This window comes from Actinosynnema sp. NPDC053489 (genome assembly GCF_044544865.1).
Taxonomy (GTDB): domain Bacteria; phylum Actinomycetota; class Actinomycetes; order Mycobacteriales; family Pseudonocardiaceae; genus Actinosynnema.
Genome location: NZ_JBITXT010000001.1, coordinates 703,001 through 716,214, shown reverse-complemented (window position 1 = coordinate 716,214; position 13,214 = coordinate 703,001). Strand labels below are relative to the sequence as shown.

Below are 13,214 nucleotides of genomic sequence, written 5' to 3'. Positions count from 1 at the left end.
GAGGGAGGCGGCCCCGGCCGTCACGCCTCGCGCTTGCGGCGGCGGGGGGCGGCCGAGCGCGGCGGCGTCGAGCGCATGTGGTCGCGGACCGGGCCCAGCAGGCGGGCCAGGGTCGTGACGTCGTCGTGCGAGAGCGGCTCGAAGAGCAGGCCCTTGACGACCTCGACGTGGCCCGGCAGCACCTTGGCCAGCAGCGCGCGGCCGGCGTCGGTGATGGTGACGGTGACGCTGCGCTCGTCGTCCGGCGACAGGGCCCGCTCGACCAGGCCCGCCTTCTCCAGGAGGCCCGCCTGGTAGGTCAGGCCGCTGCGGCTGTAGACGACGCCGTCGGCGAGGTCGGTCATGCGGTGGCTGCCCGCGGGCGAGTCGCCGAGCCGGGCCAGCAGCTGGAACTGCACGTAGCTGAGGTCGCCGGCCTCGCGCAACTGCTGCTCCACGGCGTGCCGGAGCAGGCTCGTCACCTCGATGAGGGAGAAGTACGCGCCGAGCTGGACCGGGTCGAGCGACGGCGACGGTTCAGGCATGACCCGAGTGTACTGCTTCGAATTCGAAGGACTGTGCCGCACGTCACTTGCTTCGAATTCGAAGCAGTAGTAGCGTCCTCTCCAGTGCTTCGAGTTCGAAGCAACTTACGAGCGAAGGTTGTGACCCGCGATGAAGGCAGTGCGCTTCCACGAGTACGGCGGCCCCGAGGTCCTGCGGCACGAGGACGTGGAGCAGCCCGTCCCCGGCTCCGGGCAGGTCCGGATCCGGGTCGCCGCGACGTCGTTCAACTCCGTCGACGGCAACATCCGCGGCGGCTACATGCAGGGCCCCATCCCGGTCGTGCTGCCGCACACCCCCGGCCTCGACGTCGCCGGCACGGTCGACGCGCTGGGCGAGGGCGTCACCGGCGTCGCGGTCGGCGACCGGGTGGTCGGCTTCCTGCCGATGACGGGGGTGGGCGCGGCCGCCGAGTACGTGCTCGCGCCGGCCGAGGTGCTCGCGCCGGCACCCGCGGCCGTCCCGCTGGCCGACGCCGCCGCGCTGCCGGTGGTCGGCCTCACCGCGTGGCAGGCGCTGTTCGACCACGCCGGGCTGACCGCCGGGCAGCGCGTGCTGGTCAACGGCGCGGGCGGCGCGGTCGGCGGCTACGCGGTGCAGCTGGCCAAGCGGGCGGGTGCGCACGTGATCGCCACGGCCAGTCCGCGCAGCCGCGAGGCGGTCAGGGCGGCCGGCGCGGACGAGGTCGTCGACCACACCGCCGCGGACGTGGCCGAGGCGGTGGCCGAACCGGTCGACGTCGTGCTCAACCTCGCGCCCGTCGAGCCGGCCCGGCTGGCCGCGTTGGCCGACCTGGTCCGCCCGGGCGGCGTCGTCGTCAACACGACGGTGTGGATGCCCGCACCGAGCGACGAGGAGCGCGGTGTGCGGGGCGTCGACCTCTACGTCCGCAGCGACGCCGGCCAGCTCGCCGAGCTGGTGGCGCTGGTCGACCGCGGCGAGCTGCGCGTCGACGTCGCCCGGCGGGTACCGCTGGCCGAGCTGCCCGCGCTGCACGCCGAAGCCGCCGCCGGCGCGGTGTCCGGCAAGGTCGTCGTCACCGCCTGACACCCGCCGGGGGGAGCCGATCCCGCGGGCGCGACCGGATCACGGTCGCACCCGCGGGATCGTCGCCGCGTCAGCTCGCGTACGGGGCCTTGGCCGCCTTGGCCGCGGTCAGGAACGCGCCCTTGTTCTTCGGCCAGAACAGGCTGTCCACGCAGGAGTACTGCGGGAAGAACCCGCCGCAGCTCCCGCTGCTCGCACCGACCTCGAACGTGTAGCTGGCGATGCCGAGGGTGCCGTAGGTGAAGTCGTCGGTCGTCCCGGTCGTGTCGCCCTCCGCCCGGACCGTGTACCCGTTGAACGCCGCCATCTTCGAACCCAGCGCCGCGAGCTGCGCCGCGTTCGGGTTCGCGTTCCACGTCCAGCCCCACGGCGGCATGATCAGGTTGCCGTAGCTGTGGACCGTGATCATCACGCCCCTGGTGGTCACCGGCGCGGGCTCGGTGTCACCGGGGCCGCGCTGGTCGGGGAACAACTGCCGGAACCACGCCTCGATCGCCCTGGTCTCCGGCTCGGAACCGGCCGCCGTGCCCTGGTAGGTCTCGCCGCACCGGCTGGTGCCCGCGCCGCCCCACTTGAACGTGGAGTTGCGGTTGAGATCCACGCCGTAGTTGGGCGTCGAGCACGTCGCGCTGGTGTTGTTGGCGTTCTTGCGCTGCATCAGCGGCTGGTTGCCGCCGGACGCGACGATGTCCACGCCGTCGGGGTTCACGATCGGCACCACCCACAGCTCGGTGGTGTCCAGGATGGACGTCACCTCGGCGTCCGTGCCATACCCCTTGGTGACGTGGTCGATCCACCGCCACGCCAGCTCGCCCGTGGCCAGCTCCCGCGCGTGGATCTGCGCGATCAGGGCGAACCGCGGCTTGGCGGAGTTCGGGCTGAGCGCGCAGTCGCCCGCCTGCTTCTTCGTGATGCAGATGGCGTTGATGTCGTGCCCGCCCAGCCCGCGCGTCTTGCGCCAGCTGTCGCCGATGTCGTACACCTGCGTCAACGCCGGGTACGCCGCCGCCACGTCGGTCAGGTGCTTCTCGTGCTCGGCCACCGTCCGGTAGCCGCCGTAGTACGTCTGCACGCCGATCTGCGCGGACCGGTCGGCGGGCACCGGCTTGTAGACCGCGTCGAACCTGCTCGGGCGGTAGCCGAGGGCCGTCAGCCGGTCGGCCACCCGCCGGTCGCCGACCACCTGCACCGACCCGTCGACGCCGTGCTCGACGTCGAACCCGGCCGCCCGCAACGCTCGCTCCCCCGCACCGGGGACCTGCCAGTAGTAGGGCGTGGTGTCCGGCGGCGGGGCCGCCAGCGCGCTGCTGCCGCTGAGTAACAGCAGCGCCGTGACTAGAGCTACCCGGACCTTCATCGACAGACCTCCAGACCGGCCGGCGACCGGGGCAGGGTGACGTGGGCCGCCGCGCCGAACGCGAGTATGGGGCACCGAACACCGCACCAGAACCTACGAACGGCGGTCGCGCCCGCCGTCCTACAGGGGCGCGACCCAGTACGGCGTCACGGTCATCGTGCCGTTGCCGGCCGCACCGCGCAGCGTGCCGCCGGTGGTGGTCGACAGGGTGTACCAGGAGTCGACGTAGTCGGGGTCGTCGGTCCACCAGCCGTCGGGCAGGGCGTTGAGGATCGCGTTGACCAGCGGGATGTACGCGCCGCCGTCGACGATCGTCAGCAGCGCCTGGGTGAGCGCGAGGGCGAGGTCGCGGTAGTTGGTGCCGCCGTCCTCCTCCATCATGACGATGTCGGCGAGGTCGTACTTGTACTCGTTGAAGTGCACCAGGAGCTGGTTGGGGTAGTAGGTCTTGCCGTCGTCGTCGAGGTACGGAAGCTGGACGGTGTCGACCTTCACCTTGCCGTCCAGGCCGAACCCGGCCGTGATGGTGAAGATCTCCGCGTCGCCCTTGTGCCACGGCTCCTTGTCGTCCTCCAGGCGGATCGACGTGAGCTGCGTGGCCCAGTACCCCGAGGCCGCGGACCCCGGGGCAGTCGACCCCGAGGCGGCTGCGACGGCGGAGCCCAGGCCGTGCCGCGCGAGGGCCGAGCGGACCACCTCCGTGCCCTTGGCCAGCGCGAGGGCCGCGTCGACCTCCACCAGGTACACCGGGCGCGCCGGCACGCGGTCGGCGGCCAGGGCCACCCGCCGGCCGCCGCGGTCGTAGGCCGTCACGGTCGTCGTCTCGTCGTCGGTGGTGGAGGGCGCGACCAGCGGCACGGCGCCGCGGCGCAGCGCGTCGGCCATGTCGCGGTGGGCGAGGCGGATCGTCAGCAGGGACGTGCCGTCCTGCGGCAACCCCTTGGCGGTCAGGACGGCCCGGTCGGCGTCGCGGACGGCCCGGCCGAGCGCGGTGTCCCCGGCGGCGCGCGCCAGCGGCACGGGGTCGGTCGAGGTGGCCGACAGCAGGCCGGCGTGCCGGGCGTCGTCGGCGAACTCGCCCGCCAGTTGTGCGGCGAGCCGGTCGGTGACCGCGGCGACCGAGCCCGTGGGGGCGGGGGCGGCGTGGGCCTGGGCGGGCGCGGTCGCCAGGCCGGCGGCGACCGCCCAGGCGCCGAGCGTCGAGACCACGATCCGGGTGCGGCGCGATAAGGGCATGGCCCTACCTCTCGTTACGCAGCGTGCAGGGACGACTGGGGAGAGTGATATCTGAAAGAATTACACGAACTCCGCCGGTGGCTTGTCAACGGCCGGCCCGCACCCGACCCGCAACGGCCGAAGCCGCGACCGACCACCGGCCGCCGGGCTACCGCTCGTCGTCCAGCAGCGGTGTGGCGGCCGGGTGCTCGACCAGCGCCAGCACCCGGGCCGCCATGAACCGCGCCGTGCGCACCGGGACACCGGTGCGCGTCACCTCCACGACCTCGATGACACCGCGGCCGACGCTGACCTCCACGCGCCGCCCGGCCCTCGTCGCCGTGATCTCGTAGGTGCGGGTCGTGTCACCCGCGTCGACCACGATTTCGACCCGGTCGCCCTTCATACCTCCCCACGGTACCGAACGCCTGTTCGATCGGGAACAGCGTCACCGCAGGTCGTCGAGGAACTCCGCCAGCACGGCGGCGAACTCCCCCGGCGCCTCCAGGTGCGGCGCGTGCCCGACGCCCGCCAGCACCCGGACCTCGCCGCGCCACAGCGTCGGCACCGGCACCGAGCGCAGGTAGTCCAGGGAGACCAACCGCTCCCCCTCGCCGTGCAGCACGGCCAGCGGCCGCGTGAGCCCGCCCACGACCGCCACCTCGTCGGTGAACCGACCCGCGCCCAGGCTCGCCGCCAACCCGGCCCGCGCCGCACCGTCGGTGGCCAGGATGTCGGCGACCAGCTCCGCCACCGGGTACGTCGAGCCGGGGGCCAGGAAGCTGGTCGCGTACGCCCGCGCCGCCTCCTCGTCCACCTCGGCGGCGAAACCGACGTTCACGGCCGGGTTGGGCAGGAACGCCTCCCCGAGCTGGGCCGGCGAGGCGACCGGCGGGGTGCCGAACACCACGAAGCCGGCCACCCCCGGCAACCGCGGCGCGGCCTCGATCGCGATGTGCCCGCCCAGGCTCCAGCCGACCACCACGGCGCCCTCCGCCCCGGTCGCCGCCACGAAGTCCACCAGGTTCGCGGCGTAACCCGGCAGCGAGTACGCCTCCGCCGACGCGGGCGACGGCGACCCGCCGTGACCGGGCAGGTCCAGCGCCAGGCACCGGAACCGCTCACCGAACGGCCCGTCCACGAGCGCGCCCCACGTGCGGGCGGACGACGAGTTGCCGTGCACGAGCACGACGGGCCGCCCCGAACCGGACGACTCCCGGTAGGCCAGCTCCTGGCCACCCACAGTGATGCTCTTCTCGACCAACGGACGCGTCCCTTCACTCGTTCGGGTGTTCACGACCGCCAGCCTCTCACCGCAGCAGCACGTCCCGACCGGCGGAGCGGCGCACCCGGTGCTCGGCGTCCACCGCGAACACCAGGCATCCCGGCCCGCCACCCGTGCGAAGGTCAGCGCGACGAGCGCGCGCAACCACCGGACCGGCCCACACCGGCGAGTCTCGCCGCCGTTGTTGTGCGGCACCCGCGAGCCACCCGAACCTCTGACCGCCCGGTGGTCCGTTTCGTTCTACACTGAAGCGATAGTGATGATCAGGGGTGAGAATGCGGTTCGACGTTCAGGCGGCCCGACCGGAACGGTTCGACGCGGTGCGGCACGTCGGCGAACCCCGCGCCCGACAGGGCTTCGCGCAGGCCCGGCAGCGCCGCGACCACGTCGACCGCGTCCGGGTCCACCTCCAGCCGCACGGTGTCGCCCAGGTCGCGCACGCGCAGGTCCGGTGACGCCGCGCCCGCGTCGGCGAGCAGCGCCCGCACCGCCACCTCGGCCCGGTCCACGCGCGCCAGGCGGTGGGGCGTCACCTCGAGCCCGTAGCGGATGCGGCTGGCCAGGCACGGGGTCGCCGGCTTGTCCCACGTGGGCAGCGCCCACTCCCGGCTGAGCCGCCGCACGGCGTCCTTGCCCAGCCCGGCGTCGCGCAGCGGGGTGTGCACCCCGCGTTCCGCGCCCGCCCGCAGGCCCGGCCGGAACGGGTCCACCGCGTCGTCGGCGTTGGTCCCCGTGGCCACGTGGTCGTAGCCGCGGTCGCGGGCCAGCGCGGTGATCGTGCCCAGCACCTCGGACTTGCAGAAGTAGCAGCGGTCCGTGCCGTTGGCCCGGTAGCCGGGGCTCGCCAGCTCGTGGGTGCGGGGCGTCAGGTGCGCGACGCCCAGGTCCCGGGCCAGGCGGGCGGCGCGCTCCAGCTCGCCGGACGCCAGGCTCTCGGACACCGCCGTCACCGCGAGGACCCGCTCCGGGCCGAGGGCGCGCACGGCGGCCGCCAGGACGAGCGCCGAGTCCGCACCGCCCGAGTACGCCACGGCGAGGGGACCGATGTCCCGCACCCGGTCGACGAGCGGGTGTTCGCCCATGGTCACCCTCCGGTGGTCGGTGGTCCGGCGGAGGCGCCCAGCGCCCGGGCGCGCACGGTGGCCAGCGGCACGCCGAGCCGTTCCGCCACGTCCGCCACGTCGTCGTGCTCGGGCTTCGCGCCGTGCGGGCCGTGCTTGAGGCGGACCGGGTGACCGGCCACGTCGACCGTCTCGAAGGCGCGCGGCAGGACGGTCCGGGTGAGGTCGGCGCGGCGGAGGCCCAGGCTGCCGGTCTCGGCCAGCACCAGCTCGCCGAGGCGGTCGGCGTCGGCCGGGCGCGCCAGGACGTGCAGCACGTGCGCGGGTCGGCCCTTCTTCATCACGGCGGGCGTCGTCCACGCGTCCAGCGCGCCCTGCCGGAGCACGCCGGCGATGGTGTGGCCGAGGGTTTCGCCGGTGACGTCGTCCAGGTTGGTCTCCAGCACCACGACCGGTTCCACGCCGTCGCCCCGGGAGGGATCACCCCGGAGGGTGCCGTCTCGGGGGGAGTCACCTCGGAGGGGGTCGCCGAGCGTCACGACGGTGACGTTGGGCCGGTCCGGCAGGCGGCGGGTGCCCGCCCCGTAACCGGTGGCGCGCACGGTCATGGGCGGCACGGGGTCGTAGCGCGTGCCGAGGGCGCGCAGCAGCGCCGCGCCGGTCGGCGTCACGGTCTCGCCGGGCAGGTCGGTGCCGGTGACGGCCGCGCCGGTCAGCAGGCCGAGCGTGGCCGGTGCGGGGCACGGCAGGACGCCGTGGGCGGACCTGACCTGGCCGCGCCCCAGCGGCAGCGGGCCGCTGACGACCTCCGTGACGCCCAGGGCGTGCACCGCGGCGGCCGTGCCGACGATGTCCACGACGGTGTCGTGCCCGCCGAGTTCGTGCAGGTGCACCTCGCCCGGGTCGACGCCGTGCAGGTGGCCCTCGACCTCGGCGATCGCGGTCACGGCGGCGACGGCGAGGGCGGCCACGGGGTCGGGGGTGGCCCTCGCGACGAGGTCGAGCACCTCGGCGGCCCGGCGCTCGGTGGCCGTGTCGTGGACCTCGACGTGGACGCGGGTCGCGCGCAGGCCGTGCTCCACCACGCTCCGCGCGGTCAGCTCCCACCCGGTCAGGCCGGTCGCGGCGATCGCGGCCCGGATCGGGTCGAGCGGCGCGCCGGCGTCGATCAGCGCGGCCAGCAGCATGTCGCCCGCGATGCCGGTGAAGGGCGTGACCGAGCAGATCACGCGTCACCGCCGCGGGCGGCGCGGGCGTGGCAGCTCTGGGCGAAGCGGTGCGCGGACATGGCCGCGGAGAAACCGGAGTCGATGTTCACGACCGTCACGCCGGCCGCGCAGGAGGCGTGCATCGCCAGCAGCGCCGTGACGCCCTCCAGCGAGGCGCCGTACCCGGTGGACACCGGCACCGCGATGACCGGCACCCGCACCAGACCGCCCACGACGCTGGCCAGCGCGCCCTCCATGCCCGCCACGACGATCACCACGTCGGCGGCGGCCAGTTCGCCGCGGACCTGGAGGACCCGGTCGAGGCCGGCCACGCCCACGTCGTGCACGGCGGTCACCGCGAGCCCCACCGCGCTCGCGACGGCCACGGCCTCGGCGGCGACCGGGCGGTCCGAGGTGCCGGCGGCGGCCACGACGACCCGGAAGTCCCCGGCCGGGGCGGGCCGCCACACCAGCAGCCGCGCCTCGGGGTCGTGCACCCCACCGTCCACAGAGGACAGCACGGCGTCGGCGACGTCCGGGGTCACCCGGGTGACGAGCACCGGCCCGGTGTTGTGCTCCAGCAGCCCGGTCACGATGCCGCGCAGCTGCTCGACCGTCTTGCCGGGCCCGTAGACCACCTCGGGCAGGCCCTGCCGCGCCTCGCGGGCCAGGTCGAGCCGCGCGAACCCCAGGTCCAGCACGCCGCTCACGATCGCTCCCCCGACAGGTACGGGATCGTCTGCGGACCTTCGGGCAGCACGCACACCCGCGCGTCCGGACCCGCCGCCGCCAGCGCCCGCGCGACGGTGTCGGAGATGTCGTGCGTCTGCTCCAGGTGGGCGGTGGCCAGGTCGACGTCGCTGAGGAACGATGTGTGCATCACGACCCGGCTGCGGGACTGGATGCGCGCCTGGATCTGCACCTGCCACTGGTCGGGCACGGTGTCGGCGCGGGCGCTGATGGCGTCGAACAACGCCTGCGGCGACGGCTGCGAGGCCAGCACCTCCCGGTACGAGCCGTGGTCGGGGAAGCCGTCGCGGCACTCGGCGGCGCACACGATCACCCCGCCCGGCCGGACCACCTGGAACGCGGCGGACATGCCCTTGACCGACTGGTAGAGGTTCTGGTCCAGCGGGTAGCCGGAGTTCGTGGTCACCACGACGTCGAACGGCGCGTCGACCGGGCGCATCGCGGTGCGCTTGGCCAGCGCCGTGGCGGCGGCGTGCATCGGCAGCAGGTCGCCGCCGAACGCCGCCACGACGTCCTTGTCCCGGTTGAGGACCACGTCGAGCGAGAACGTGACGCCGGTGGCCTCGGCGATGGCCCGGACGTCGTCGTGGACGGGGTTGCCGTGGATGACGCCCCAGGTCGCGCGCGGGTCGCCGATGCGGGCCGCGTCGTGCAGCACGAGCACCGTCTCCAGCGCGGCGAGGCCGGGCGCAACCATCTTCGGGCCGCCGGAGAAGCCGGCGAAGAAGTGCGGCTCCACGAAGCCGGTGGTGATGCGGACGTCCGCCTCGACCCACTCCCGGTTCAGCCACACCGGCACGCCGTCGCCGTGCGTCCCGACCCACACCAGGCTGTCGCGGTCGCGGGCGTCGTGGTTGACGATCCGCACCGAGTCCACGACCTCGTCGCCGAACATCCGGCGCAGCTCGGCCTCGTCGTTGCCGCGGTGCGTGCCCGTGGCGACCAGGACCACCACGTCGTCGAGGTCCACGATGCCGTCCAGCTCGGCGAGCACGGCCGGGATCATCAGGTGGCGCGGCTGCGGCCGGGTGCCGTCGCACGCCGAGATCGCCACCGTCTGGCCCGGGCGCACCCGCTCCCGCAACGGCGGTCCGGCCACCGGCGACCGCAGCGCCTCGCGCAGGACCGCCACCTGGTCGGGCGCGGCCGCGTGGTGCACCGGTTCCACCACGGTCGCCACGCGCTCGTCCACCTCGACGTCCAGCCCCGACTGCCCGTAGGCCAGGCGAACCCTCAACTCGACTCCCGCAGTCGGTACGCGCGGGCCGCCGTCCCGCCGAACACCTCGGCGCGTTCGGCGGCGGTCAGGCCGGCCGTCACCGCCTCGGCCGCGGCGAGCACCTCGTCGTAGGACGCGGCGAGCAGGCAGACCGGCCAATCGGACCCGAACATCACCCGTCGCGGCCCGAACGCGTCCAGCACCACGTCCGCGTACGGGCGGAGGTCGGCCGGCGTCCACGACGCGTGGTCCGCTTCGGTGACCATGCCGGACAGCTTACAGAAGGCGTTCGGCTCGGCCGCCAGTTCCCGGACCAGGGAGGCCCAGGGCTCCAGCTCGCCGGAGGCGATGTCCGGTTTGGACACGTGGTCGAGCACGAAGGTCGTCCCCGGCCGCGCGCGCACCACCCGGATGGCCGCCGGGAGTTGGTGCGTTCGGGTCAACAGGTCGTAGGCCAAACCTCCCTCCCCCACCGCGGCGAGGCCGCGCCGGACGTCCGGGCGGTCCAGCCACTCCGGGTCGGCCTCGCCCTGCACGAGGTGGCGCACGCCGACGAGCCGCTCTCCCCCGGGACCGGCCCGCAGCGCGTCGAGGGTGTCGGCCGTGCGGCCGTCGGTCAGGTCCACCCAGCCCACGACGCCCGCCACCAGGCCGCCGGCGTCTTCCGCGGCGAGCGCGAGGAAGTCGGCGGTCTCCCCGACGTCCGGCAGGACCTGGACGAGCACGGTCCGGTCGACGCCCGCCGCCGCCGCGATCGGCGCGAGGTCGTCCAGCGTGAAGTCGCGCCGGATCGCCGCCGCGGTCGGGTCGTCCAGCCAGTCGTGGGCGCGCGCTGCGGGCCGCGGGCCGCCCGTGCCGGGGAGCAGCCGCCACAGGTGGTGGTGGGCGTCGATCCGGATCACGGTGCTTCCTCCCGGTGTCGCTCGTCGAGGTCGACGTCGGTCTCGCGGACGAACCGGGCGAGCACCCGGAACGCGCCGCCGCCCGCCTCCCCGGCAGGTTATAGAGGCGCCTCACCCCTCCCCAAGACCGAAGCGACGGGACGGCCGGGTGCGCGCGGCTCGACGGGCGCGGTCAGGGCCGGGTCACCACCGGGATCGTGACCTGGACCGGGTCGATGCGCCGCGGCCCGGTGTTGGCGACGTCGCGGTAGCCGCCGCCGGCCTCGTGGCGCTGGTAGGAGACCGTGAGCACAGCCGGGCGGCGGCCGGTCGTCGTGACGGTGACCTGGCCGCCCCGCACGACGGCGGTCCCGGCGTCGGCGGGCCGGAGCACCGCGCGGAGGCGGTTCTGCGGGTTCGTCAGGTCGAACGCGGCGCCCCGGGCACTGCTCACGTGGACCGTCGTGGTCGCGGAACCGCCCGGGCGCGGGCGCAGCACGCGGTCCCCGGCCCCGATCCGCAGCGGCCCGACGCCCGACGGCAGCGGCTCGTCGGAGGTGGACGCGTCGATCGACAGCTCCGGACCCGGGTGCAGGCGGGAGGTGCAGAGGGCTCGGGCGGAGGTGGTCGACGGGCGCCCGTGGTGCACGTAGTAGAACTGCGTGCCGTCCGGTGAGCCGATGACGCTGCCGTGCCCGGTCGAGTACAGGCCCCGGGCGGGGTCCTGGGCCAGCACCGGGTTCGCGGCCGCCTTGCGCCACGGGCCGAGCGGTCCGTCGGCGGTCGCGTAGCCCACGCCGTAGAACTCGTTCTCGTAGTTGTTCGCCGAGTACGTCAGGAAGTAGTGCGGAACGCCTCGCGCGTCGGTGGTCCTGAGGGTGGTGGAGCCCTCGGCCCACCGCCGGTCCTTCTTCGCGCCACCGGACTTCGCGTAGTCGTTGACGTGCGCGTTCTCCCACGCCTGCTGGTCGGAGCCGTAGGCCAGGATCGGGACGTAGCCGTCCTTGCGCACGCCCGGGGGGTCGTCCGACGCCCGGTTCGCGTCGCGGTACGCGGGCGCGATGGCGGGCATGGTCCGGCCGGTGGGGTCGCGCCACCAGTCGCCGGTCAGCTCGACGGCGTAGACGTTCGACTCCTCCACGTACTTGCCGAGGTCGGTGTCCCACACCCAGTTGCGGTAGGCGTTGCGGGAGAAGTACAGGTAGATCCGGCCGTCGGCGTCGAAGAAGACGTTCGGGTCGATGTAGGGCAGGTAGGTGCCCAGCGGTGCGGTCCGGCCCTCCTCCAGCGTCGCGGGCGGCTTCTTCTGCGCGGCGTCCATGATCAGGTTGACGTCGTGGTACGCCGGGTCGTACGGGTGGTAGTCCAGCGGGCCCTCGACGATGTCGTGGAACGGGCCGGCGGGCGAGCGCGACACCGCGACGCCGACCTTGCACGGTTCCTCGAAGTCCGCGTGCCCGAAGTGCGCGGCCACGTCGCGGTTCATCCTGGCCGCGTAGAACAAGAAGTACAGGCCGGTGTCCGGGTTGTGGTAGACCTCGGGCGCCCAGAACCAGTCGTGCGCCCAGTCGCCGTCCTGCCCGGCCCGCAGCGCGCCGCCGGGCAGGTGCTCCCAGGTGGCGAGGTCGGGCGAGCGGTAGACGGCGAAGTGGTGACCGGGGTCCGCGCCTTCGGTGGAGTAGGCGTAGTAGTAGCCGCTGGGCCGGTCGAACAGCACGAACGGGTCGGCGCCCGGGGTGGCGGCGTCGTTGTGGTAGGTCGCGTCGGTCGTCCGGGCCGGGTGGGCCGAGGCCGGCGCGGGCAGCAGGGACGCGGAGGTCAGGACGGCGACGAGCAGGGTGGTGAGTCGCATACCCGCCATCCTGCCGCTCGTCGCCGTCCCGTCCACGGCCGAAGCGCGGGCGCCGGCGGTGGTCCCACCGGGTGACGGCTTCCGACGTCCGCGGCCACGTCCGGCCCATCGCCGGGATTTCCCGGTCACGGCAACGGTTCCCGCAACTCTTCCGGTCGCTTGTCGCCGGTCGCGCCGGGTGGTCGGATCGTCGTGCCGACCTGGCGCCCACGGGAGGAGACCCATGTCGACGCACCGCAGGACCACCGCCCGAACCCGGCTCAGGGCGTGGGCGGCGCTCGCCGCGTCCGCCCTCGCGCTGGGCGCCGTCACCGCGACCGCGCCACCGGCGGCCGCGGTGGTGCCCGACCTCACCTGCGACGTCAACGTGCAGCTCACCTTCGCCCCCGCGCTGACCGCCACGCGGACCACCGCCTCGGTGACGGCGGTGGCGGACCTGGTGAACTGCCTGTCCCCCAACGGTTCCCACCCGGAGCTGGCCGGCGGCGCGGTCACCACCGCCACCGCCACGGCCACCAGCCTCGGCGGCGTCCCGTGCAACCTGCTGCTGACCATCACCGGCTCGGCGACCATCCAGTGGTCCCCCGGTGACGAGGAGACCACCTTCGACTTCACCGTGCGCACCAACGTGCTCGACGGCACCGTGCAGCTGACCACCTGGCAGACCAGCGGCCCGCTCGCCGGGACCACCTCGCAGACGGTCGGCGTGGCCAACCCGAACCTCGACTGCCTGCTCAACGGCCTGTCCGGCCTCGCCGTGCCGCTCGGGCAGACGACCTTCCTCTGACCTGGCCCG

At 74.3% G+C, this 13,214-nt stretch carries 13 protein-coding genes; 2 read left to right on the top strand and 11 right to left on the bottom strand.

From position 1 onward, the window contains the following. Positions 1–20: 20 nt before the first annotated feature. Positions 21–524: a MarR family winged helix-turn-helix transcriptional regulator gene (locus tag ACIGNX_RS02705; protein ID WP_396535563.1), complete on the bottom strand. Its 504-nt coding sequence runs from the start codon at positions 522–524 to the stop codon at positions 21–23. A gap of 130 nt (positions 525–654) precedes the next feature. Between ACIGNX_RS02705 and ACIGNX_RS02700 the strand changes: the two genes are divergently transcribed. Then, the gene (locus ACIGNX_RS02700; protein WP_396535561.1) at positions 655–1,590 is read left to right on the top strand and encodes an NADP-dependent oxidoreductase; all 936 of its coding nucleotides are present in this window, start codon (positions 655–657) and stop codon (positions 1,588–1,590) included. A 70-nt stretch (positions 1,591–1,660) separates the two neighbouring features. On the opposite strand, the gene ACIGNX_RS02695 is transcribed toward ACIGNX_RS02700, so the two are convergent. The 10 genes from ACIGNX_RS02695 to ACIGNX_RS02650 all read right to left on the bottom strand — a co-directional run bounded on the left by ACIGNX_RS02695 (position 1,661) and on the right by ACIGNX_RS02650 (position 12,418). After that, positions 1,661–2,947, bottom strand: coding sequence for a M14 family zinc carboxypeptidase (locus tag ACIGNX_RS02695; protein WP_396535559.1), 1,287 nt, complete (start codon positions 2,945–2,947; stop codon positions 1,661–1,663). 120 nt (positions 2,948–3,067) lie between these two features. Then, on the bottom strand, positions 3,068–4,183 hold the full coding sequence (locus ACIGNX_RS02690; protein ID WP_396535557.1) for a DUF3103 family protein: 1,116 nt from the start codon (positions 4,181–4,183) through the stop codon (positions 3,068–3,070). A 148-nt stretch (positions 4,184–4,331) separates the two neighbouring features. Then, positions 4,332–4,568, bottom strand: coding sequence for a hypothetical protein (locus ACIGNX_RS02685; RefSeq protein ID WP_396535555.1), 237 nt, complete (start codon positions 4,566–4,568; stop codon positions 4,332–4,334). Between the two features lie 42 nt (positions 4,569–4,610). Then, positions 4,611–5,426, bottom strand: a complete 816-nt coding sequence (locus tag ACIGNX_RS02680; protein ID WP_396535553.1) for an alpha/beta fold hydrolase — start codon at positions 5,424–5,426, stop codon at positions 4,611–4,613. 284 nt (positions 5,427–5,710) lie between these two features. Beyond that, the gene (larE, locus tag ACIGNX_RS02675; protein ID WP_396535551.1) at positions 5,711–6,529 is read right to left on the bottom strand and encodes an ATP-dependent sacrificial sulfur transferase LarE; all 819 of its coding nucleotides are present in this window, start codon (positions 6,527–6,529) and stop codon (positions 5,711–5,713) included. Between the two features lie 2 nt (positions 6,530–6,531). Further along, positions 6,532–7,737, bottom strand: a complete 1,206-nt coding sequence (larC, locus tag ACIGNX_RS02670; RefSeq protein WP_396535549.1) for a nickel pincer cofactor biosynthesis protein LarC — start codon at positions 7,735–7,737, stop codon at positions 6,532–6,534. Next, positions 7,734–8,426, bottom strand: coding sequence for a nickel pincer cofactor biosynthesis protein LarB (gene larB / locus ACIGNX_RS02665; protein WP_396535547.1), 693 nt, complete (start codon positions 8,424–8,426; stop codon positions 7,734–7,736). The genes larC and larB overlap by 4 nt, the downstream gene beginning before the upstream one ends. Continuing rightward, positions 8,423–9,703 carry a nickel-dependent lactate racemase gene (larA, locus tag ACIGNX_RS02660; protein ID WP_396535545.1) on the bottom strand — a complete coding sequence of 427 codons (1,281 nt, stop codon included), beginning with the start codon at positions 9,701–9,703 and terminating at the stop codon, positions 8,423–8,425. Before larA ends, larB begins: the two co-directional genes overlap by 4 nt. Then, positions 9,700–10,584: an amidohydrolase family protein gene (locus ACIGNX_RS02655; RefSeq protein ID WP_396535658.1), complete on the bottom strand. Its 885-nt coding sequence runs from the start codon at positions 10,582–10,584 to the stop codon at positions 9,700–9,702. The genes larA and ACIGNX_RS02655 overlap by 4 nt, the downstream gene beginning before the upstream one ends. 175 nt (positions 10,585–10,759) lie before the next feature. Beyond that, positions 10,760–12,418 (bottom strand): family 43 glycosylhydrolase, encoded by a 1,659-nt coding sequence (locus tag ACIGNX_RS02650; protein WP_396535543.1) that lies wholly within the window; start codon positions 12,416–12,418, stop codon positions 10,760–10,762. Positions 12,419–12,641: 223 nt separating this feature from the next. Between ACIGNX_RS02650 and ACIGNX_RS02645 the strand changes: the two genes are divergently transcribed. Next, the gene (locus ACIGNX_RS02645; protein ID WP_396535541.1) at positions 12,642–13,205 is read left to right on the top strand and encodes a hypothetical protein; all 564 of its coding nucleotides are present in this window, start codon (positions 12,642–12,644) and stop codon (positions 13,203–13,205) included. Positions 13,206–13,214: the final 9 nt, after the last annotated feature.

What these genes read in the sequence shown, in the direction of transcription:
- ACIGNX_RS02650 (WP_396535543.1), bottom strand. Translation starts at nt 12,418, where the DNA reads ATGCGACTCACCACCCTGCTCGTCGCCGTCCTGACCTCCGCGTCCCTG.
- ACIGNX_RS02645 (WP_396535541.1), top strand. Translation starts at nt 12,642, where the DNA reads ATGTCGACGCACCGCAGGACCACCGCCCGAACCCGGCTCAGGGCGTGG.
- ACIGNX_RS02690 (WP_396535557.1), bottom strand. Translation starts at nt 4,183, where the DNA reads ATGCCCTTATCGCGCCGCACCCGGATCGTGGTCTCGACGCTCGGCGCC.
- ACIGNX_RS02700 (WP_396535561.1), top strand. Translation starts at nt 655, where the DNA reads ATGAAGGCAGTGCGCTTCCACGAGTACGGCGGCCCCGAGGTCCTGCGG.
- ACIGNX_RS02705 (WP_396535563.1), bottom strand. Translation starts at nt 524, where the DNA reads ATGCCTGAACCGTCGCCGTCGCTCGACCCGGTCCAGCTCGGCGCGTAC.
- larE (WP_396535551.1), bottom strand. Translation starts at nt 6,529, where the DNA reads ATGGGCGAACACCCGCTCGTCGACCGGGTGCGGGACATCGGTCCCCTC.
- ACIGNX_RS02695 (WP_396535559.1), bottom strand. Translation starts at nt 2,947, where the DNA reads ATGAAGGTCCGGGTAGCTCTAGTCACGGCGCTGCTGTTACTCAGCGGC.
- ACIGNX_RS02685 (WP_396535555.1), bottom strand. Translation starts at nt 4,568, where the DNA reads ATGAAGGGCGACCGGGTCGAAATCGTGGTCGACGCGGGTGACACGACC.